General features: G+C 60.9%; 18 protein-coding genes and 1 rRNA gene. 9 read left to right on the top strand and 10 right to left on the bottom strand.

Annotated features, from left to right (window positions below):
* Positions 1-56 precede the first annotated feature (56 nt).
* Positions 57-1427, top strand: a complete 1371-nt coding sequence (locus AD670_RS15915) for a gluconate:H+ symporter (protein ID WP_053134117.1) — start codon at positions 57-59, stop codon at positions 1425-1427.
* A 3-nt stretch (positions 1428-1430) separates the two neighbouring features.
* On the opposite strand, the gene AD670_RS15910 is transcribed toward AD670_RS15915, so the two are convergent.
* Positions 1431-2720 carry an MFS transporter gene (locus AD670_RS15910; protein ID WP_053134114.1) on the bottom strand — a complete coding sequence of 430 codons (1290 nt, stop codon included), beginning with the start codon at positions 2718-2720 and terminating at the stop codon, positions 1431-1433.
* Between the two features lie 185 nt (positions 2721-2905).
* Here AD670_RS15910 and AD670_RS15905 point away from each other — a divergent pair, with 185 nt between their 5' ends.
* Positions 2906-4324 (top strand): short-chain fatty acid transporter, encoded by a 1419-nt coding sequence (locus AD670_RS15905; RefSeq protein WP_053134111.1) that lies wholly within the window; start codon positions 2906-2908, stop codon positions 4322-4324.
* 38 nt (positions 4325-4362) lie between these two features.
* On the opposite strand, the gene AD670_RS15900 is transcribed toward AD670_RS15905, so the two are convergent.
* Positions 4363-4707: a DUF86 domain-containing protein gene (locus AD670_RS15900; protein ID WP_053134107.1), complete on the bottom strand. Its 345-nt coding sequence runs from the start codon at positions 4705-4707 to the stop codon at positions 4363-4365.
* Positions 4704-4994, bottom strand: a complete 291-nt coding sequence (locus tag AD670_RS15895; protein WP_053134104.1) for a nucleotidyltransferase family protein — start codon at positions 4992-4994, stop codon at positions 4704-4706. Before AD670_RS15895 ends, AD670_RS15900 begins: the two co-directional genes overlap by 4 nt.
* Positions 4995-5152: 158 nt before the next feature.
* Between AD670_RS15895 and AD670_RS15890 the strand changes: the two genes are divergently transcribed.
* The 3 genes from AD670_RS15890 to AD670_RS15880 all read left to right on the top strand — a co-directional run bounded on the left by AD670_RS15890 (position 5153) and on the right by AD670_RS15880 (position 8817).
* Positions 5153-6853 (top strand): acid phosphatase, encoded by a 1701-nt coding sequence (locus tag AD670_RS15890; RefSeq protein ID WP_053134102.1) that lies wholly within the window; start codon positions 5153-5155, stop codon positions 6851-6853.
* A 121-nt stretch (positions 6854-6974) separates the two neighbouring features.
* Positions 6975-8144 carry a hypothetical protein gene (locus tag AD670_RS15885; protein ID WP_053134099.1) on the top strand — a complete coding sequence of 390 codons (1170 nt, stop codon included), beginning with the start codon at positions 6975-6977 and terminating at the stop codon, positions 8142-8144.
* Positions 8145-8292: 148 nt separating this feature from the next.
* Positions 8293-8817, top strand: coding sequence for an SET domain-containing protein-lysine N-methyltransferase (locus AD670_RS15880; RefSeq protein ID WP_053134096.1), 525 nt, complete (start codon positions 8293-8295; stop codon positions 8815-8817).
* Here the strand turns inward: AD670_RS15880 and can are convergent.
* Positions 8814-9458 carry a carbonate dehydratase gene (gene can / locus AD670_RS15875; RefSeq protein WP_053134092.1) on the bottom strand — a complete coding sequence of 215 codons (645 nt, stop codon included), beginning with the start codon at positions 9456-9458 and terminating at the stop codon, positions 8814-8816. The genes AD670_RS15880 and can overlap by 4 nt on opposite strands.
* A gap of 151 nt (positions 9459-9609) precedes the next feature.
* On the opposite strand from can, the gene AD670_RS15870 reads away from it, so the two are divergent.
* The gene (locus tag AD670_RS15870; RefSeq protein WP_053134090.1) at positions 9610-10014 is read left to right on the top strand and encodes a hypothetical protein; all 405 of its coding nucleotides are present in this window, start codon (positions 9610-9612) and stop codon (positions 10012-10014) included.
* Positions 10015-10086: 72 nt separating this feature from the next.
* On the opposite strand, the gene rimI is transcribed toward AD670_RS15870, so the two are convergent.
* Positions 10087-10539: a ribosomal protein S18-alanine N-acetyltransferase gene (gene rimI / locus AD670_RS15865; RefSeq protein ID WP_032886035.1), complete on the bottom strand. Its 453-nt coding sequence runs from the start codon at positions 10537-10539 to the stop codon at positions 10087-10089.
* The gene (locus AD670_RS15860; RefSeq protein WP_053134088.1) at positions 10532-11275 is read right to left on the bottom strand and encodes a hypothetical protein; all 744 of its coding nucleotides are present in this window, start codon (positions 11273-11275) and stop codon (positions 10532-10534) included. Before AD670_RS15860 ends, rimI begins: the two co-directional genes overlap by 8 nt.
* Positions 11276-11462: 187 nt before the next feature.
* On the opposite strand from AD670_RS15860, the gene mksB reads away from it, so the two are divergent.
* From mksB to mksF, 3 genes are read left to right on the top strand one after another with little or no spacing between them, the layout of a single operon-like run.
* Positions 11463-12740: an Mks condensin complex protein MksB gene (gene mksB / locus AD670_RS15855; RefSeq protein WP_053134085.1), complete on the top strand. Its 1278-nt coding sequence runs from the start codon at positions 11463-11465 to the stop codon at positions 12738-12740.
* Positions 12730-13437 carry an Mks condensin complex protein MksE gene (mksE, locus tag AD670_RS15850; RefSeq protein WP_027606956.1) on the top strand — a complete coding sequence of 236 codons (708 nt, stop codon included), beginning with the start codon at positions 12730-12732 and terminating at the stop codon, positions 13435-13437. The genes mksB and mksE overlap by 11 nt, the downstream gene beginning before the upstream one ends.
* Positions 13434-16274 (top strand): Mks condensin complex protein MksF, encoded by a 2841-nt coding sequence (gene mksF / locus AD670_RS15845; protein WP_053134082.1) that lies wholly within the window; start codon positions 13434-13436, stop codon positions 16272-16274. Before mksE ends, mksF begins: the two co-directional genes overlap by 4 nt.
* Positions 16275-16334: 60 nt before the next feature.
* On the opposite strand, the gene AD670_RS15840 is transcribed toward mksF, so the two are convergent.
* The 4 genes from AD670_RS15840 to rrf form a co-directional block, all read right to left on the bottom strand.
* Positions 16335-18638, bottom strand: a complete 2304-nt coding sequence (locus tag AD670_RS15840) for a PqiB family protein (protein WP_053134079.1) — start codon at positions 18636-18638, stop codon at positions 16335-16337.
* Positions 18631-19254: a paraquat-inducible protein A gene (locus AD670_RS15835; protein ID WP_053134076.1), complete on the bottom strand. Its 624-nt coding sequence runs from the start codon at positions 19252-19254 to the stop codon at positions 18631-18633. Before AD670_RS15835 ends, AD670_RS15840 begins: the two co-directional genes overlap by 8 nt.
* Positions 19241-19900 carry a paraquat-inducible protein A gene (locus AD670_RS15830; protein WP_053134073.1) on the bottom strand — a complete coding sequence of 220 codons (660 nt, stop codon included), beginning with the start codon at positions 19898-19900 and terminating at the stop codon, positions 19241-19243. The genes AD670_RS15835 and AD670_RS15830 overlap by 14 nt, the downstream gene beginning before the upstream one ends.
* A 249-nt stretch (positions 19901-20149) precedes the next feature.
* Positions 20150-20265 (bottom strand): 5S ribosomal RNA (gene rrf, locus AD670_RS15825).
* Positions 20266-20394: the final 129 nt, after the last annotated feature.

Below are 20394 nucleotides of genomic sequence, written 5' to 3'. Positions count from 1 at the left end.
GGGCTAGGAAACAAAAAGAAACAATTTCCCCAACCTGTTCGATAAGGAGTCCCGCCTTGGCGTTATCGACTGCCGCGTGGATGGTTCACGACACCCGCCTCATGCTCTGCGTACTGCTGGCCATCGCCAGCATCATTGTGCTGATCAGCGCGACCAAGTTGCCGCCATTCCTGTCGATCCTGATCGGCACCTTTATCGCCGGGGTCGGCGCCGGGCTGCCAGCGGAAGAGGTGGCCAAGGCCTTCAGCAAGGGCGCCGGGGCGATCCTCGGTGAAGCCGGGATCATCATTGCCCTGGGCTCGATGCTGGGTGCGCTGATGGCGGAATCCGGCGCGGCCGACCGCATCGCCACCACCCTGCTCGGGCTGGGCAAGGGCAAGTCGTTGCCATGGGTGATGGCGCTGGTGGCGATGGTGATCGGCCTGCCGCTGTTCTTCGAAGTGGGCCTGGTGATGATGGTGCCGATCATCTTTGTGATGGCCAAACGTTCGAACCAGCCGCTGTTGAAAATCGCCATCCCGGCGCTGGCGGGCATGACCACCTTGCACGCCTTGATGCCACCGCACCCAGGGCCGCTGATTGCGGTGGGCGCGTTGCACGCCGACCTGGGCCTGACCATGTTGCTGGGCTTTTGCCTGGCGGTGCCGGCGGTGATACTCGCCGGGCCGCTCTATGGCAACTGGCTGTCCAAGCGCCTGCATGTGGATGAGCCGGCCGACATCGGCGCGCTGTTCAGCGCCCCGCCCAAGGCCCCGCGCCAGCCGAGCTTTGGCGTGTCATTGCTGATCATTCTGTTGCCGGTGATTCTGATGCTCGGCAGCACCTTGGCCAAAGTCGCGCTGCCAGCGGAAAGCAGCGTGGGCCTGACCCTGAGATTCCTCGGCGAACCGCTGATCGCCCTGGGCCTGGCGGTGATCGCCGCCGTGATCTGCCTGGGCTGGGCCGCCGGCATGCCACGCGCCGAAGTCGGCAACACCCTGCGCAAGGCCCTCGCGCCCATCGCCGTGTTGCTGCTGACCATCGGCGCCGGCGGCGGCCTCAAGCAAACCCTGCTCGACGCTGGCGTCAGCCAGACCATCAGCAAAGTCGCCGAAGGCGCGCACATGCCGTACCTGCTGCTGGCCTGGTTGATCGCCGTGGCGCTGCGCCAAGCCACGGGCTCGGCCACGGTCGCCACCACCACGACCGCCGGCATCCTCGCGCCCATGATGGCCGGGTTGGCGGCGACGCAAAGCTCACTGGTGGCGCTGGCGATCGGCGCCGGCTCGGTGTTCTTCTGCCACGTCAATGATGCGGGGTTCTGGATGGTGCGCGAGTACTTTGGCTTGCAGCTGAAGCAGACGATTTGGGTGTGGTCGGTGTTGCAGACGATTGTTTCGGTGGTCGGGTTGGTCGGTACGCTGGTGCTGTGGCACTTCTTGACCTGATCTTCAGGCGGCCAAGGTGTGGCGCTTACCAAACAGCGCCACACTCGCCACCCCCACCGCGCCCATTACCACGCAATAGCCCACGCAAATCCAGGGGCTGGTCGGCATCAGCGCGATCAGCATCAGCGGCGTGGTACTTGCCCACAGTGCATAGGCGATGTTGTAGGTGAAGGAAATGCCCGACACCCGCACCTGCGCCGGAAACAGGCCGACCATCACCGACGGCACCGCGCCCACCACCCCGCAACTCAAGCCCGCCACCGCATACGCCGCGCCGAGCCAGATGCCGCCGCTGATCAGGCTGGCGTACAGCAGGAAAATACCCACCGGCAGCAGCAGGCTATAGACCAGCACCGCGCGCCAGGCGCCGATGCGGTCCACCAGCAGGCCGGCGAGGACGCAGCCGATATTCAGGAAGACGATGCCCAGGGCGCTCAAGGCAAAGGTGTGGCTGGGGCTCATGCCGAAGGTTTTCTGCATCATGGTCGGGGTGATGACCACCAGCACCACCACGGCGGAGGTGAGCACGCAGGTGAGGATCATCGCCGGCAGCAGCACGGCGCGATGGTCACGCAGTACGGTGCGCAGCGGCATCTCGGCGGCGGCCTGGCGTCGGGCCTGCATTTCGAGGAATACCGGGGTCTCGCTGAGCCAGCGCCGCAGCCACACACCGATCACGCCGAACACACCGCCGAGCAGGAAGGGCAAGCGCCAGGCGTAGTCGAGGATTTCGGCCGGGGTGAAGACTTGCGCCAGCAGCGTGGCGGTGAGGGCACCGAGCAGGTAGCCGAAGGTCAGGCCCGCTTGCAGGAAGCCCAAGGCGTAGCCACGGTGATTGCGTGGCGCGTGTTCGGCGACGAAGGTCCAGGCGCTGGGCACTTCACCGCCCACCGCCGCACCTTGCAGCACGCGCAGCGCCAGCAGGATCAGCGGTGCGAAATAACCGATCTGTGCGTAGGTGGGCATGATCCCGATCAGCAGGCAGGGTAAGGCCATCATCAGGATGCTCAGGCTGAACACGCGCTTGCGCCCCAGGTGATCGGCGAAGTGCGCCATGAGGATGCCGCCCAGCGGGCGCGCGAGGTAACCGGTGACGAAGATGCCGAAGCTTTGCAGCAGGCGCAGCCACTCGGGCATTTCCGGCGGGAAGAACAGTTGGCTGAGGGTCAGCGCGAAGAACACGAAGATAATGAAGTCGTAGATTTCCAAGGCTCCGCCCAAGGCGGCCAGACCCAGGGTTTTATAGTCGGAACGGGAAAAACGCTGCGCCTGTGGAACAGAGGTGGCAGTCATGTTGAGGCTCGGCAGACAAACAAAATGGCATGCAGGTTATGAGCTGAGCCGGTTGATGGCAATCGCGGCAGATATATTTGTTTTCCTCATGGATCGATGAAGATAACTGCATTCCCATATCAATGGCCGTAGCGGAACATGCCGGAAAATTGCCGACACCATAATAAATACAAGAGGAAAGACTCGTGGCCGATGCTATCGAAGAAAGCCGCTATGCCCGATTTGCCCTGCGCTGCTCGAACTTTGCCGAGCGTTGGTTCCCCGACTCCTGGGTGTTCGCCGCCCTCGCCGTGATCATCGTCGCCGTGGCGACCCTGGGCATGGGCGCCGCGCCGACCGAATCCGCCAAGGCATTTGGCGACGGTTTCTGGAGCCTGATCCCGTTCACCATGCAGATGGCCTTTGTGGTGATCGGTGGTTATGTGGTCGCCAGCTCGCCGCCGGCGGTCAAGCTGATCGACCGCCTGGCGCGTATCCCGAAGAACGGCCGCTCCGCCGTGGCGTGGGTCGCATTGATCTCCATGTTGGCGTCATTGCTCAACTGGGGCTTGTCCCTGGTGTTCGGCGGCTTGCTGGTGCGTGCGCTGGCCCGTCGTACGGATTTGCGCATGGACTACCGTGCTGCGGGTGCGGCGGCCTACCTGGGACTGGGCGCGGTGTGGGCGCTGGGGTTGTCGTCATCAGCCGCACAATTGCAGGCCAACCCAGCCAGCTTGCCGCCGTCGATCCTGTCGATCACCGGGGTGATCCCGTTTACCGACACCATCTTCCTGTGGCAATCCGGCGTGCTGTTGCTGGCGCTGATCGTGGTGTCTCTGATCATCGCCTACGCCACCGCGCCCGGCCCCAACAGCGCCCGTGACGCCAAGGCCTGTGGCGTCGACCCGGCCTTCAACCTGCCCAAGCTGCAAGCACCGAGCCGCCCCGGCGAATGGCTGGAACACAGCCCGTTGCTGACCATTCTGCTGGCATTGCTGGCGGCGGGCTGGTTGTTCCATGAGTTCTCGACCAAGCCGGCGATCAGCGCGATTTCGGGACTGAACACCTACAACTTCCTGTTCATCATGGTCGGCGCCCTGCTGCACTGGCGCCCGCGCAGCTTCCTCGATGCGGTGGCCCGTGCAGTGCCGACCACCACCGGCGTGCTGATCCAGTTCCCGCTTTACGGCTCGATTGCGGCACTGATGACCGTGGTCAAGGGCGGCGACGGCCAGACCCTGGCGCACCATATCTCGACCTTCTTTACGTCCATCGCCTCCCACGACACGTATGCACTGCTGATGGGTGTGTACTCGGCGGTGCTGGGCTTCTTTATCCCGTCGGGCGGCGGCAAGTGGATTATCGAAGCGCCTTATGTGATGCAAGTGGCCAATGACCTGCAATACCACCTGGGCTGGGCGGTGCAGATCTACAACGCGGCCGAGGCGCTGCCGAACCTGATCAACCCGTTCTATATGCTGCCGTTGCTGGGCGTGTTGGGGTTGAAGGCGCGGGATTTGATCGGGTTTTCGTTTGTGCAGCTGCTGGTGCACACGCCGCTGGTGTTGTTCCTGCTGTGGGCGTTGGGGACGACGTTGAAGTATTTACCGCCCGTCATGCCTTGAATAACTGATGACTGCACCTGTTGTTGCAACAGGTGCAGTCACACTGCGGTTACAGGAAGACGCGCCAATAGATCAGGCAGCGCGCTCTGGATGGTGTCCCAAACCACATCGAGGTTGATATCGAAGTAACCGTGAGCAATGCGGTTACGCATTCCCCGCATGCTGCGCCAAGGAATGTGTGAATGAGCCTCAGCGAAGTGCGGATGCAGATCCATGATTTTCGTCGACGCCTCACCAATGATGATCAGACTCATGACCACCGCTTGTTGAGTACGCCTGTCTTCCAGAAACTCTTCTTTGCTAAGGCCCTCTACAAAACTGATCGCATCAGCAGTGGCCTGCCTTATGTGATCCAGGTAATCCCCAAGGCGATTTGCTGTCATACAGGCCGTGCCTCAGCCAACACTTTTGCGCGGAACTTCAACGGCAAATCGGCTGGCGTCAGTAGATCCACATTGACCCCCAGCAGGTCCTCAAGCTCGACTTGCAGCCCGCCAAGATCAAACAAAGTGGTTCCCGGCGGCGCATCGACCAGCAAATCAAGGTCGCTGCCTTCTTGGTCGGTACCCAGCAATACAGACCCAAATACCCTTGGGTTTGAGATGCGAAATCGGCCCACCACTTCTCTGACGGCTGCACGTTTTAGATCAAGGGCGGTTGAAGGCTTCACGGTTCACCTCAGTGATGTCCATTATCGGGCAAGTCTAGCAGCGCTGACCGCGCGTAAACATGCCTTACTCATCACACCGATGTCTTCGTTCCGTCACATTGCATTGCTACCGTCCTGCGAAATATCTTGCAACATCTCGCCAGCAAGGACTCCCCGCAATGAGTGATGATCACGAAGACCGCCCTTCCCCCGATTCCATAGCCCAACCGCCGGTAGACACCGGCCGTCGGCGCTTCCTGGGGGGCGCGGCGGTGTTGGGGGTTGGCGCGACGTTGAGTGCCTGCGGCAATAGCAGTGAGGCGCCCGGCAAGCCAGTGGCGCGGCCGCTCACGCCGCAGGAGCTGGACAAGGCGTTGCACGACCAGGTGAAAACGGTGGTGGTGATCTATGCCGAGAACCGCAGCTTCAACAACCTGTTTGCGGACTTTCCAGGCGTTGAGAAACCGCTGTCGGCGCTTTCTGCCGCCGACACGCAACAACGCGACCGCGACGGCAGCCTATTGACCACCCTGCCCCCGGCCTGGGGCGGTGTGCTGCAAGTGGGCCCGCAAAGCGTGGACGGGGTGACTTACCCCAGCGAAGTGCAATTCCAGGAGAACCTGCCCAACGCGCCGTTCGCTCTCAAGGGCCCGAACTCGGAAGACCTGCCTTTGAGCCTGGTCACCCGCGACTTGTGGCACGTGTTCTACCAGAACCAGATGCAGATCAACGGCGGCAAGAACGACGGTTTCGTCGCCTGGGCCGACTCCGGTGGCCTGGTGATGGGGCATTACGCCCAGAGCCGCTATTCCCTGCGCCTGTGGGATGTGGCCAAGGAGTTTGTGCTCTGCGATAACTTCTTCCAGGGTGCGTTCGGTGGCTCGTTCCTCAACCATCAATACCTGATCAGCGCCACCGCGCCGTTTTACCCGAATGCGGCGCAGTCGGTGGCCAAGGCGCAGATCGCCACGCTGCAAAGCGATGACCCGACCGACCCGCGTCTCAAGCCCCTGGATAAATCCCCGGCCAGTGCCATGACCGGCCCGCCGCAGTTCGGCCCCAGCGCGCTGACCCCGGACGGCTACGGTGTGAACACCCTGGCGCCGCCTTACTGGCCGACCTGGATTCGTGACCCGGAAAACCCGGATTACGCAAAGGCCGACCTGCCTAACGTGCTGGTGCCGCAAACCCACGAACATATCGGCGACAAGCTGTCGAAAAAGAACGTCGACTGGGCGTGGTACGCCGGGGCGTGGCAGGCGACGCTGGATCAATTCAAGGATTCGGGCGGCATTCCGAAGATCCCTAACTTCCAGTACCACCACCAGCCGTTCAACTATTTCAAGCAGCAGGGCCCCGAGAACCGTGCGGAGCGTGACAAGCGCCTGCGCGATGGCGGTTTGGGCGATGAGGCGAGCACCAACAAGTTCTTCGCCGATGCCCAGGCCGGCAAGCTGCCAGCCGTGAGTTTCTACAAGCCCCAGGGCAACCTGAACATGCACGCCGGTTACGCCGACGTGGCCTCGGGCGACCGCCATATCGCCCGCGCCTTGAAGGTACTGCAGGAAAGCCCGCAGTGGAAAAACATGGTGGTCGTGGTGACCGTCGATGAAAACGGCGGCTGGTGGGACCACGTCGCCCCGCCAAAAGGCGACCGCTGGGGCCCAGGCACGCGAGTTCCGGCGCTGGTGGTCTCGCCCTTCGCGCGCAAAGGCACCGTGGACCATACGGTGTACGACACCGCGTCGATCCTGCGTTTGATTACGCGGGTCTTCCAACTCGAGACCCTGGACGGGCTCAAGCAACGCGATGACGCGATGATTGCCCGAGGCCAGAAACCCATGGGGGACTTGAGCAACGCCTTGCAATTCAACGTGTAGGACGCTTATCCAATAACGACATGCCTGGCGATTTAGTCCACGGTTTTCCTGGTCAGCCGCTACTGTGAGGAGATGGGATTTGATCCCGCACAGACGGGCTTTTGCTGACAAGGAATCGAGTATGTTCAAACCGACCAGGCTGTCCTTCACCCTGGCCGCACTGATGGCCAGTGCGGTCGTCCACGCCGACATCGAAGTCCCACTGGGCAGCACGCAACGGGTTACCCAGTTGTTCGCTTACCCCAATAACTGCAACGTGATCTGCTTTCGGCCATGGACGCTGGAGCAGACCGCCGAGCATTACCTGAACCAAAGCCTGCAGCGCGACGGCTACAGCCGAGCCAAGGTCAGCGTGAAGTCCCACGACGGACAGGTCTCAGCCACCTTCAGCGGCGTGCCCGAGCACTACGGCCAGCCCTTGACCACGTTGCTCAACACCGCCGACCTGGCCTACCAAGGCGCCAGCAAACTCAACAGCGACGGCAAATGGGCCTACAACTGGTACCTGTTCCTGCCGCTCGGCATGGCCCTGGAAAACCGCAAGAGCATCGAGTTGCTGCATTTTCCGCCGGATTACTCGTTGACCCAGGCCCAGGATTACCTCGAATCGGCCACCACCGACCGCTGGGCCACACTGCTCACCGATAACGGCGTGCCGGCCACCGAAACCCCGGCCTACCAGACCATCATCGATATCGCGCCCATCGCTGCACCTTCCAATGCGGGCAAGGACTTGGAGAACGTCTACAGCTACTTTACCGACTACCAGACCCGCATGGTCAGTGAACTGAGCCTGCGCCCCAACGGTTCGCTGCCAATGGTTGCGTTCGGCGCGCCGGTGCGCAACTGGATCAAACAGCAATACGGGCAATCCGTGGGCGTACTGGGCCTGGCGCAGATCAGCCCGGCTGCGGGCAAAACCGTTTCGGTGCTTGGCTCCAACCACCCCAGCTACATCTGGTACGCGGCAGACCCGGCCACCTATGACGGCAATGAGCAGAAGGCCGATGACGCCGGCCTGAAAGTGATGGGCCAGGACTTGAGCGCCGCCTGCTGGCAGGCCGGCATGGGCCAGAAACCGGCGAGCGATGCGAATGTGCTGCTCAAGGCCTGCATGAATACCTGGCAGGTCACGCGCAAGGAACAGACCTGCGAGCTGTTCTACACCTCGGTGCGCAACCTGAGCCCGGAACAGGCGAATGCCAAATGCGCCACGCCCGTCATCAAGACCCAGCTCAAACAGCTGAGAAATCCAGCGCCAGCGCCCACGATGGCCGCTCCGGCACTTTAAAGGCACACAATGGACAGCCTATTTCTACTGTCAGATTTCACAGTAGAAATAGGCTGCAACTTCAGCGAGTCTTGAGCCGCGCCCATCCGCTGCAAGACTGGTAGTCAGACTCCACCCGCAGGTCGATGCAGCCTCACCAAGGAGAGTTATGAAAACTCAGGCCATGGATAAGGCTAAAACGGCTACGAATGACTGCCTGTACCCCTTCAAGACGCTGCTCGTTGAGCAGGGCTATCCGTCGTATCGGCATTTCCAGGTCATGCAGGGCACTGGCAGTACCGCGAGCGGGATCAAGGCACGCGTCGCGCTGGAAGGCCGCGTGCGTATCGCCAAGGTGTCCGGTTACGCCGTGAGCGAACGGCGCCCGCACACGTTGCAGCTGTCGCCGCGCATCCATTTGTACGACTGCTGGTTCTGCGGCCTGCTGAGGCACTCGTGTAATCCGAACGTGTTTTTTGACACGACGTACCTGGAACTCTGGACCGTACAGCCCATCCGGGCCGGCACCCCGTTGACCATGGATTACGCCAGCACCGAGGATGCGTTGTTCCGGCAGTTCGAGTGCCAATGCGGCGAACTGAACTGCCGGGGCTGGATCACCGGACGCGACGAACCCCTGAATGCCGAGGGACAGCAGTTCATGGCGCAGTGGCGCGAGCGCAAACGACCTTAGACTTCGCCCAACGGGCGCAGGCGATATTGCGGCGGCAACTGCTCAAAGCCACTGATGGTGGTGTTCAAGCTTTTCCAGCGTCCATCCTTGATGCCATAGATGCAGCCGTGGATCGACAGGCTCTGCCCTCGGTGCCAGGCGTTTTGCACAATGCTGGTGTGGCCGACGTTGGCCACTTGCTGGATCACGTTCAGCTCGCACATACGGTCGACACGCTCTTCCTCGGTCGGCAGTTGCGCCAGCACGTCACGGTTTTCGTAGTAGAGGTCGCGAATGGTGCGCAGCCAGCCGTCGATCAGGCCGAACTGGCGGTCCTGCATCGAGGCGCGCACACCGCCACAGCCATAGTGGCCGGTGACGAGGATATGTTTGACCTTGAGCACATCGACCGCGTACTGGATCACCGACAGGCAATTGAGGTCGGTGTGCAGCACCACATTCGCCACGTTACGGTGTACGAACAGGTCACCGGGCAGCATGCCGACGATCTCGTTGGCCGGTACGCGGGCGTCGGAACAACCGATCCACAGGTATTCAGGGGTCTGCTGGCGGGCAAGCTTGGCGAAGAATTCGGGATCTTCCTGTTTGATCGCATCCGCCCAGCGTTCGTTGTTATCAAGCAGGTCTTGTAGTTCGTTCATCAGGGAAAGCCTCAGGAATGATGCGCAGCTTTGACAGACGACCGCCCGTCCGGGTCACGCCGATGATAAAGATAGCCGGCGGGCAATTACTTGAATCTTGGGGGGCCATGCCTGTCCACACACTATAAGCCCCACAGTATGAGGATTGGCCATGACTGAATCACGACGTCCCTACGGCGCTACCGAGCCGGAACCGATTGATGATAACGAAGACCGCATGGGTCAGGTGCGGGAGCTGGATTTTGACGAAGAGACGCCGACGGCGGAGATCGGCGATGAGATCCCGCGTCGCGAGCGTGAGCATCTGATGCCCGACGAACGGGTGCGCGAAGCCGGCATGACCGGGGCTTCAACGGCTGATCATGAGTCGACCGATGATGATATGAGCCCGGAAACGCTGATCCATGAAGATGGTGCGCGGGATGCTCGGGAGGCGGGCGAAGACAACCCGGCGGATTTTGACCTGAGCATTGTGGATGAAGATGACATTGGCGGCGGCAATGGCCTGGATGAAGCGGAACTGGCTGATCTCGACCCGGTAGACGGAAACCGCTGACACTGCACAAGTCCAAATATGGGAGGGGCGGTGCGACGATTCGACTTCTCCCTCCCACATTGGTTCGCGTGTTCAGTCGACCAGGGTGCAGGCCATGACGACTGCATCTTCGCGACCACCGACAGCCGGGTAGTAGTCCCTGCGACGGCCGATCTCGTTGAAGCCATAGCGCTCGTAGAGGCGGAACGCGCCGGTATTGCTGTCGCGCACCTCCAGGAAGCACTCCCGAGCCTTGGCCGCGTAGGCGCGCGACATCAGGTGTTCGAGCAGCGCCAGGCCCAGGCCACGGCCCTGGTTTTCCGGCTTGACGGTGATATTGAGCAAGTGCGCTTCGTCGAGGATGATCTGCACCACGCCGTGGCCCACCTGCTGCTCGCCCTCAAACATCAGCCAGATCTGGTACTTGCCCAGCCCGTCGAGAAAGATCCCGCGGGTCCAGGGGTGGCTGAACGCCGCGTATTCGATTTTCAGCACGGCGTCGAGGTCGGCCTCGGTCATCGGGCGGAAGGATAAAGCCTCACTCATCGGTTGTTTTCCAGCGCGCCATCAGCCGGCGCATGGCTTGCCAGACATCAGCCTTACGCTGTGGCTCTTCCATTAATAATTCCAGGCCCGGCAGGGCCCATACAGAACCCAGGCCTTCGACCTGCAGTTCGCGGTACCAGGACTCGGCATTCGCTTCCCCAGCAAACCGTACGGCGGGCAGGCCGATCAACCACAGGCACACACAAGGTTCGTCTTCCAGGCGTGCCGAGACGAAGCCTTGCACAAAATCCCGCGCCGCTTCCGGGCCCTGGTCCATGGTGCCGCGCACCAGCAGTGGCCAACGTACCGGGTCGCCGACGATTTGCGGGCTGTCGGGCAGGCCAGCGGCGCGCAGCATGTCCTTGAGCAGCATGTAGGCAGGATCGCGGGTCTGGAAGCGCTCGCCGGTGGGTAACTCCACCAATAGCAGGCAACGCCCGGCCCGCAGCAGTTGCAGGGCGAAACGCGGTGGCGGCACTACCGGGGCCTTGACCACCGGGGCAGCCTCTTCGGCCACAACCGGCTTAGCCATGGGCGACGGGCGTGGCACTTCGATCTTGGCCCGCTCGACCGCCGGCCGCGCTTGCGGCACGGGCTTGACCACCACCACCGGGGCAGCGGCCTCCTCGCCCGAGGTCTCGAACGCCTCATAGGGCTCAAGCGCCTCTAACAGCTCGGGCCGCGATGGCGCGGCAAACGGCAGTTCGGTGCGGGGCAGCCAGTTGACCACCTGCATGGCGGTCAAGTAAGCGCGACGTCGGGACTCGATAAGCACAGCTCGGCCACTTGTGGATAAGTAAAGAGCGGGGATTCTACCGCTGTTCGGTAACAATCGCCCACTGTGCACTGACCGGCTGTGGATAAATCCCACGTCTGATGCAGTACAATCGCGACTTTTAATTGCCAACCAGCCGGCCATTCCCATGATCGAACCCAAGCGCGTCCTGCGCGCCCTCGCCGAACACTGGGCCTTACTTGAGCCACTGTGCGAACACTTCGACCAAGGCACCCTGAGCCTGAGCGAGTTGCGCGCACAACTGGCCGCCCAACAACTGGACAGCACGCCCCAGGACATCACCAGCCTGCTGGACGTGTGGATTCGCCTGGACATCCTGGTGCCTGTCGCCAAGAGCCCGAACCGTTTCGAGCTCAATGCGCAGATCCACGACTTCCTGGCTTATCTTCGCAAGGAGCACCGGCTTGGCCTGTGCCTGGAAATCGAAGCCTACCTGCGCCATCTGGAGCGCTTGGCCGGTTATATCCAGGACGCCTTCGACATCCGTGATGGCCACGACCTGGCCCGGCAACTGCGCCTGCTCGATATGCGCGTACGCGATGTGCTGAAAAAACTCGCCAACGACGAACAAGCCCTGGCTGCCGTGGCCGATCGCGCCAAGACCAGCGACCGGCAGATCCCGCTGCGCCAGCGCTACGCCGAAGTCCTGGCGACCTGGGACGAATACGTCGAACCAATGATTCAACTGGTGAACGCCGACGGCGCCTTCGAACAAGGCGTGCGCAAGGTGGAAAACGTGCTGTTGCGCATGCTCACCGAGCAACAGCGCCTCGGCCACCTGGTGGACGACGACATGCTGCTGCGCACCCACGCACGCATCCTCGAAATGCAGACCAGTGCCCAACTGACCTTGCGCCATGCCCGCGAGCTGCTGTTGCCGCTGCGCGAAGAAGCACGCCGGCACAACGCCGTGACCCGTGGCGCGGCGCTCGCGCTGTCGGCCATCCGCCGTAAAGGCCTGGACGCGGTGCCACAGGCGGCGATGCCGATGTTCACCCGACCGCAAAGCACCTTCCTCGGCAGTGCCAGCCAGGTCGAGGCCTATGTGTACGCCCTGGCGAATTTCGAGCCGAAACCGGCACGCTTCCCCAAGGCACACAAGTCCCACAAGGGCGAAGCCCAGCGCGCGCCGCGTACGGTCAAGGAGATGCTCGAACGCTGCGAAGACGCGCTGCCGATGCCGGACCTGATGACCTGGCTGCTGGAGCAGGAACCGGACGGTGCCACCGACGAATTGCTGTACTGGTTCTCGCGACTCTCGCGGGAAAAACGCTTCAAGCGCGAGCGCCTGGAACGCCGCGACTATCACACACACGAGCACCAGGTCAGCCTGCGCTCATTCGCCCTGCTCCCGGCCGGCACCGACGCCGCCGAGCATCCTGCGAGTACACCTTATGCATCTTGATCTATCCGAACTGTCCCAGCTGGCGCCGATCTTTCGCGAGCTGTTCAAGGGTTACCACGTCAGCCGCCGCGACCCAGAGCTGTATGCGCAGCTGTCGAACTTCCAGGACCAGTACCGCACGTTGTTCAAGGCCCTGGGCTTTGAGTTGGTCTGTGACACACGCGGTTTCTACTACTTCGTGCCGGACTCCGCGATTGCCAGTGCGCAGGTGAACAAGACTGCCCAGCGCCTGGCGTTGTTCACGTTCATCATCGTCGAGCACCTGGCCGACCAGGGCCGCGACCCGATCGCCGTGCTCGACGGTGGCAGCCTGGGCCGCGATGAACTGCCCTCCCTGCTGGAAAAATACCGCGACCTGTTTATCCAGGCCGAAGTGCAGACCCAGGAAGAACTCGAAGAAAAAATCATGCGCCGCATGACCCAACTGGGGTTTGCCAGCGAGGACAACGGTATTTACCGCTTCCTGCCGCCGATGCACCGCTTCCTCGACGTGTGCCTGTCGGTGCAGCAGGACCGTGACCTCGCCGCCAGCGTGCACAGCGTGTTGCCGTTGCCAGCGCCAGTGATCATCGACGAAGACAGCGACGAGAAACTGCTGAAGACCGATGACCCGCTGGACTTGAGTGACTTCGCTGAAGAAAGCGAAGAAGACGCCCTGGCGCGCGCCATTGCCGAAGAACAGGAGACCGACGCATGAGTAAGGAACGCTACGGCATCCGCCGCTTCGCCCTATTGAACACCGCCGGTTACAGCTTGGGCTTGTTCCCGCTGGAAGAGCCGCTGTCGGTGTATGGCGCGAACAACCTGGGTAAATCCGCGTCGATCAACGCCTTGCAGTTCCCGATCCTGGCGCGCATGTCGGACATGAGTTTCGGCAAGTACACCCTGGAGCAATCGCGGCGCTTCTACTTCGCCACCGACACCAGCTACATCCTGGTGGAAGTCTCCCTGCCCCACGGCCCGCACGTAATCGGCGTGGTCGGGCGCGGTCCGGGCGGCGGTTTTGGTCACCAGTTCTTTGCCTATGCCGGCAAGCTGGACCTGGCCCACTACCAGAAAAACGACACCTGCCTGCGCCAGAAAGAGCTGTTCACCAACCTTGAGCGCGAGGGCCTCAAGGCCTACGAACTCAAGCCGGATGAACTGCGGCGCTTACTGGTGGGTGGCCACACTTCGATTCCGCTGGACCTGACGTTGATCCCGCTGCGCTCCACCAGCGAGCAGAGCCTGAAGACCTTCCGCGCGCTGTTTATCAACCTGCTGCACATGCGCGAAATCACCGCCGCCAAGCTCAAGCAGCTGTTCCTCGATGCGTTCGAACACAGCCTGCGTTCGGGTAGCGTGGATTACATCGCCGCGTGCGAAGAAGCCTTCCGCGATGTACGCCGCATGGAGCAGGACTACAACTCCCTGGTCGCTGCCGGCCCGCTGGTGGAAGCCTTGGCCAATGGCGTTCGGCAGCGCGATGCCCTGCGCGGCAAGCTGCATCGCCTGTCGCCGCTGTTGGATTCGCTGCTGGGCACCTGGTCGGACTACGCCAGTGCGCGCAAGGAAGAGCTGACCATCCAGGCCGAGCACTACCGCAACGAGCAGGATGCGCTGCAGAACGATCAGCGTGGCGGCACCCAGGAGCTGATGCGCCTGGAGCGGGAAATCAGTGGTATCCAGCGTTGGCTGGGCGAGCTGTCGGTGCTCAAGCATCGCTTTGCCCTGGTGGATGACGTCAAGGTGCTGGAGCAGCAACTGCTGGCGGCCAAGGATGCTCACGATGAACTGGCGGGCGCCCTGGCGCAGTCACGGCAGTTCAGCGCCGAGGATTTGGACGAGCGTTTGCGCGACCTGGAAAAACGCTTGAAGTCGGTCAGGCAGCAGCTTGATCACGCGGATAACAACAGCTACGCCAAGCTGCGCGAAGAGTTTTCGCAGCAGGATGTCGAGCGTCTGATGCGCCTGTTCAACAGCTCGTTGTTCAGCCTGCCATTGGGTGAACACGGCATCACGCTGGACGAGGACGGCCAGTGGGTCAAATCCCTGGAGCAGATCCTGGATGGCTTCAAGGGCGAGCGTTTTGAAGTGCCGGGGCTGTCCATCGACATCTCGCACATCGAACCACCGGCGCTGCAGGCCCTGGCGGATCGCGCGGCGTTGCGCGACCAGAAAGAGCGCCTGGAAAAAGAACTCAAGCAGCTGAAAACCCAGCAAGCCGTGGCCTCCGACCGCGCTGCGAGCAAGACCCAGACCGAAGCGCTGTACCAGCAAGTGCTGGATGCGCAAAAAGCTCTTGAAGACTTCCGCCGCGCGCAAGCCCTGAGTGCCGAGGAAGGCGAAAAACTGGAAAACCTGGCGCAGATGGAAGCAGCCCAGGATGAGTTGAAGCGTTCCAGTGACGCCTTTACCGAACGCGTCCAGCAACTGTCCGCCAAGCTGCAACTGGTAGGCCGGCAGATCGGCGATATGGAAGCCAAGCAACGCACGCTGGATGACGCATTGCGCCGTCGCCAACTGTTGCCGGCGGACCTGCCGTTCGGCACGCCGTTCATGGACCCGGTCGATGACTCCATGGACAACCTGCTGCCGCTGCTCAATGACTATCAGGACAGCTGGCAGGGTTTGCTGCGTGCCGATGGGCAGATCGAGGCGTTGTACGCGCAGGTACGCCTCAAGGGCGTGGCCAAATTCGACAGCGAGGATGACGTCGAACGTCGCCTGCAATTGTTGATCAACGCCTATGCGCACCGCACTGATGAGGCGCTGACACTGGGCAAGGCACGCCGTGCGGCGGTCACCGATATCGCGCGGACCCTGCGCAATATCCGCAGCGACTACGACAGCCTCGAACACCAGTTGGCGCTGTTCAACCGCGAGATCAACAAGCGTCAGGTGTCCAACCTGCAGAGTTTCCGCATCGTGCTCGCGCCGAACAAGGAAGCCCTCAAGCATATCGACCAGATCATCCACAGTGCTGGCCAGTACGAAGAAGGCGAAACCCTGTCGGTGTTCGACCTCAGCCAAAGTGCCGAGCAGGACAATAAGAACGAAGAGGCCAAGGAATACCTGGCCCGCCTGGTGGCCGCCAACCATAACCAGTTGGGTCTCAAGGACCTGTTCGAGCTGGCTTTCGAGATCACCAAGGTGCATGGCCAGCCGGTGATCCACACCGATATCGACGGTGCGGCGTCCAACGGCACCACCATGACCATCAAGGCGCTGACCAACATGTATTTGTTGCTGCACTTGATGGACCGCGACCAGGCCGGGCGCGTGCGCTTGCCGTACTACCTCGACGAAGCGGCCGACATCGATGAGAAGAACCAGGCGGCGCTGCTGGAAACCAGTTTGCAGCTGGGCTTCGTGCCGATCCTGGCCAGTGTGAAGCCTCAGGTTTCCGCGCAGGTGGCGATCGACCTGGAAGGCGGCAGCGGGCCGAACGGGATCTATATCGATGAGGCGGACTGGAAGTACATCCGTCGCCACGATGTGGTGAAGGCAACGGTGAATGTGCAGGCGGATGAACCGGAGCTGGATGAGGTCTGACGTTTTGCACTGAAATGTAAAAAGGCCGCGATCCATTGGATCGCGGCCTTTTTTGTAGCTTTATTTGCCGAGTGGAATTTTAGGCGCCCACGTCAGCCATTCGTCTTCGAATTTGTCGAACAGCGGGAAGGTTTGCTGCGGCCGAGCCGCGTTCCCCATACGCTCGCCGTCCGGCGTAGCGAAGGCGATACCACCGGCAACCAGCGTCTCCAGGGACTCGGTACGCACCGTCGCGCCTTTGAACAGGCCGAAGTCGAGGCCGAAGCCGCTGGTGTTCCAGAAGCGGCTGCCACTGCGTACCAACGGCGCGTATTTGGGCTCGATCAGAATGTGGACCAGCACGCGGTCGGCAGTCTGGCCCAGTTCATAGCCGGTTACTTTGCCCACGGTGACTTCGCGGTAGGTCACCGGCACGCCTTCTTTCAACGAGCCACGGCGGGCGGCGCTGAGTGTCAGGCTCAGGCCGGCCTCTTGGCGGACAGCTTCAGGGGGCTGGTCCAGCGCGACAAAACTTTTTTGTGGCCCGGCGTTTTTCGCTGCCGGTTGCACTTCGATGTATTGCCCGGTGACCAGGGTTTCCAGGTTGGAGGTTTTCATCAAGCCCAACTCAGGCTTGACCACCCAGAACTGGCTGCCGGCACGCGCGATGCGGTCCGCTACTTGGGTAATACGCGCGCTGAGCAGCACCGATTGCATATCGGCACTGAGGTCGACGCTCTCGATCTTACCGACATCAAGTCCTTTGAAACGTACCGGTGTGCCTGGACGCATGCCATCCGCGCGATCGACCTTGATGGTCACCAGGGTGCCGTGTTGATTGGCCGCCTCACGGTCGGCAAACAAGCGGAAACGTGGAATGCGTTTTTTCAGCGGTACGTTCGGCTGCGGCGTTTCGAAGGCAATACCGCCGGCCATCAGGCTGGCCAGGGATTCACTCTTCACCTGGATACCACCGGTGAGGCCGCCGGTCAGGGTGACGCCGCTGGCATTCCAGAATCGCGTCGAGCCGTTGACCAGGTTTTCGTATTCCTTCTCGATATGAACGCCGATCACCAACTGCTTGTTCTTGCGCGAGAACTGGTAGCTCTGCACCGAACCCACCTTGACCTGCTTGTAAAGGATAGGACTGCCGACATCCAGGGAGCCGAGGTTGTCAGTAAACAACACCATGTGCAGGCCCGGGGAGCGCAGATCCAATGGCGGAGCCTTGGCGCGCGCAACGAATTCGCGTTGTGGGGCGCTGCCTTTGTCGCCAGGACGGATGGCGATGTAGTTACCTTTGACCAAGGCTTCCAGGCCGGTAATACCGGCCAGCGAGATGGAGGGTTTGACCACCCAGAATTGGGTGTCCTGCACCAGATAATCTTCGGCCAATGGATCGAGGGTCAACTCTGCGTTGGCGCTGGACAGGTCCGGGTCGATCTTCAAGGTCTTCAGGCTACCGACCTGGATGCCTTTGTACATCACCGGCGTTCGCCCGGCCTGCAGGCCTTCGAAGTCCGTGAGTTTGACCTTGGCCTTGATACCGGCTGCGGCGGCGTCGAAATCTTCGTACAGGCGGAACGGCAGGCTCGGATCAGTGGGCGGACTGTCCTTGCGGTTCTCTGGGGTGGCGAAGGCAATGCCACCGGCGACGATGCTGGAAAGAGATTCGCTGCGCACTTTCACACCGGAGAGGTTGGCGTCGATGCTGATGCCGCTGGCGTTCCAGAAGCGCGTGTGTTTGCGCACCAGGCTGGCGTAGGTCGGCTCGATGTAGACCTTGATCTCGACGGTGCTCTGGTCCTCTGAGAGCAAGTAGCTTTTGACCTGGCCGACTTGTATCTGCTTGTAGAAGACCGGGCTGCCACGGTTGAGCGAACCGAGGCGGTCGGCCTTGATGGTCAGGTGCAGACCGGGCTTGGCGTCAGATAACGGAGGCTCTTCGGAGAGCGCCTTGAATTTACGGGTAGGTTCACCATCACCAGGGCTCGCGGCGATGTAGTTACCGGAGACCAAGGTTTCCAGGCCGGTAATACCGGCAAGGCTGACGCTGGGCTTGACCAGCCAGAAACGGGTGTTGGTCTTGAGGTATTGATCAACATCCTTGTTCATCTCGATGGTGGCGATCACCCCTCGATTATTACCCTCGTCGTCAAGGGCCAGGGTCTTGACCTTGCCCACGGACATACCTTTGTAGACTACTTCGGTTTTGTTGGCCTGGATGCCTTCGCCGCTTTCAAAGCGCACTTGGATCTCAATGCCCTGCTGGGAATACGCACGCCACCCCAACCAACCACCGATGAGCAGGGCAATCAGGGGAAGAACCCAGATGGCCGACCAATTGGAGGCCGGGCGGGTTTTAGCTTTAGGCAAATCACTCATGGTCGTCGTCCGACTCCGTGTTATCCCAAATCAGTCGGGGATCAAAAGTTACAGCGGCAAGCATCGTCAAAATCACCACGCTGGCGAACGCCGCCGCGCCGAGGTTGGCCTCAACACTGGCAAGCCGTCCAAAATTTACAACCGCCACCAGGATGGCGATCACGAAGATATCCAGCATGGACCAGCGGCCAATGAATTCGATAAAGCGGTACATGATAATGCGTTGCTGCGCGGAAAGCGGTTGGTGACGCTGTACCGAGAACAGTAGCAGGCCAATGCCCACCAGCTTGAACGTCGGTACCAGGATGCTGGCGATGAACACTACCGCCGCAATCGGGAACATACCGTGCTGAACCAGTTGGATCACACCGGCCATGATAGTGCTGGGCTCGCCCTGGCCGAGAGAATTAACGGTCATGATCGGCAACAGATTAGCGGGGATATACAAAATTGCTGCGGTGATCAGCAATGCCCAGGTACGTACAAGGCTGTTTGGGCGACGGGCGTGGATCAGCGCACCGCATCGAGTGCAGGTTTGCTCATCGGTATCAGCTTCCTGCTTGTTCAACTCGTGACATTCGGTACAAATCAGAATGCCTGCGTCAATCGCCCGCATGATCATCTTCTCCTGACAGTGCTTGCCAGATCTGGTGCGGCGACATCACCACCTCAAGCAGAACCTGAACCATTAATAGGCTGATAAAGCAGACCAGACCCAGGCCGATCGTGATCGAGGCCATGTCGGCGAGCTTTACGATCGCCACCAATACGCCCATCAAATAGACCTCCAACATCCCCCAGTCTTTCATGTGATGGTAGATGCGGTACAACAGCAGTCCGTAACTGCGGCCTATCTTCCAGCGAATACTGAGCAGCACCGCCAGTTGGCAGAGCAGCTTGAGCAGGGGAATCCCCATGCTGCACAAGAACACGACGGCAGCGACACCTTGCATGCCGGTGTCGAATAGCCCGACAACGCCGCTCCATACGGTGTCCTCCGAAGTCTGCCCGAGTAGATTGAGCTGCATGATGGGCAAAAAGTTCGCGGGAATGTAAAGGAGCAGTGCCGCAAGCACCAAGGCAAGGCTGCGCTCAACGACGTTGTGGCGGTGAGCGTACAGCTCGTAACCGCATCGCGGGCATTGGGCTTTTTCACCGAGAGCGAGTACGGGTTTACGCATCAGCAAATCGCACTCATGGCATGCCACCAGGTCGTCCAGTGGTAAATCCGATGCCTCGAGGGCATCAACCGGATCCGGCATAGATAGGGCTCTGACTCTAAAAAAGGTTAGGTGCCTATTCTAGTGGTGTGGTTCAGAAATAACTGTGCAAATTTGTCGGCGGGGGCATGGTTGCGGAATGAGGGAGTGAGAGAGTGCGCTTTATTGCCAGTTTTTTCGCGTGCAAGCCCACAGCACTGGATGTGATGTTCGGGCAAATCACGCAAGACACTTTTCGACCGCGCAAAACAAAACCCCATCTGCTTTCGCAAATGGGGCTTCGGAATTTAATCTTGACGATGACCTACTCTCACATGGGGAAACCCCACACTACCATCGGCGATGCATCGTTTCACTGCTGAGTTCGGGATGGGATCAGGTGGTTCCAATGCTCTATGGTCGTCAAGAAATTCGGGTACTGAGTCGCGGCCAGTTGGCCTCGCTTCAGCAAATTGGGTATGTGACAGCTGTCGGTGTTTTGTGAGCATCGAACTTTCGGTTCATTGCGTCTTCACACACCGCAATCTGATGCTCTT

This window comes from Pseudomonas sp. MIACH (assembly GCF_001269925.1).
Lineage (GTDB): Bacteria > Pseudomonadota > Gammaproteobacteria > Pseudomonadales > Pseudomonadaceae > Aquipseudomonas.
This window is presented reverse-complemented; position numbering and strand designations above follow the sequence as displayed.

Excerpts from the sequence above, each read along its gene's own strand:
- AD670_RS15910 (WP_053134114.1), bottom strand. The coding sequence starts at position 2,720 with ATGACTGCCACCTCTGTTCCACAGGCGCAGCGTTTTTCCCGTTCCGAC.
- AD670_RS15900 (WP_053134107.1), bottom strand. The coding sequence starts at position 4,707 with ATGACAGCAAATCGCCTTGGGGATTACCTGGATCACATAAGGCAGGCC.
- AD670_RS15890 (WP_053134102.1), top strand. The coding sequence starts at position 5,153 with ATGAGTGATGATCACGAAGACCGCCCTTCCCCCGATTCCATAGCCCAA.
- AD670_RS15885 (WP_053134099.1), top strand. The coding sequence starts at position 6,975 with ATGTTCAAACCGACCAGGCTGTCCTTCACCCTGGCCGCACTGATGGCC.
- AD670_RS15880 (WP_053134096.1), top strand. The coding sequence starts at position 8,293 with ATGAAAACTCAGGCCATGGATAAGGCTAAAACGGCTACGAATGACTGC.
- can (WP_053134092.1), bottom strand. The coding sequence starts at position 9,458 with ATGAACGAACTACAAGACCTGCTTGATAACAACGAACGCTGGGCGGAT.
- AD670_RS15870 (WP_053134090.1), top strand. The coding sequence starts at position 9,610 with ATGACTGAATCACGACGTCCCTACGGCGCTACCGAGCCGGAACCGATT.
- rimI (WP_032886035.1), bottom strand. The coding sequence starts at position 10,539 with ATGAGTGAGGCTTTATCCTTCCGCCCGATGACCGAGGCCGACCTCGAC.
- AD670_RS15860 (WP_053134088.1), bottom strand. The coding sequence starts at position 11,275 with ATGCAGGTGGTCAACTGGCTGCCCCGCACCGAACTGCCGTTTGCCGCG.
- mksB (WP_053134085.1), top strand. The coding sequence starts at position 11,463 with ATGATCGAACCCAAGCGCGTCCTGCGCGCCCTCGCCGAACACTGGGCC.
- mksE (WP_027606956.1), top strand. The coding sequence starts at position 12,730 with ATGCATCTTGATCTATCCGAACTGTCCCAGCTGGCGCCGATCTTTCGC.
- mksF (WP_053134082.1), top strand. The coding sequence starts at position 13,434 with ATGAGTAAGGAACGCTACGGCATCCGCCGCTTCGCCCTATTGAACACC.
- AD670_RS15840 (WP_053134079.1), bottom strand. The coding sequence starts at position 18,638 with ATGAGTGATTTGCCTAAAGCTAAAACCCGCCCGGCCTCCAATTGGTCG.
- AD670_RS15835 (WP_053134076.1), bottom strand. The coding sequence starts at position 19,254 with ATGCGGGCGATTGACGCAGGCATTCTGATTTGTACCGAATGTCACGAG.
- AD670_RS15830 (WP_053134073.1), bottom strand. The coding sequence starts at position 19,900 with ATGCCGGATCCGGTTGATGCCCTCGAGGCATCGGATTTACCACTGGAC.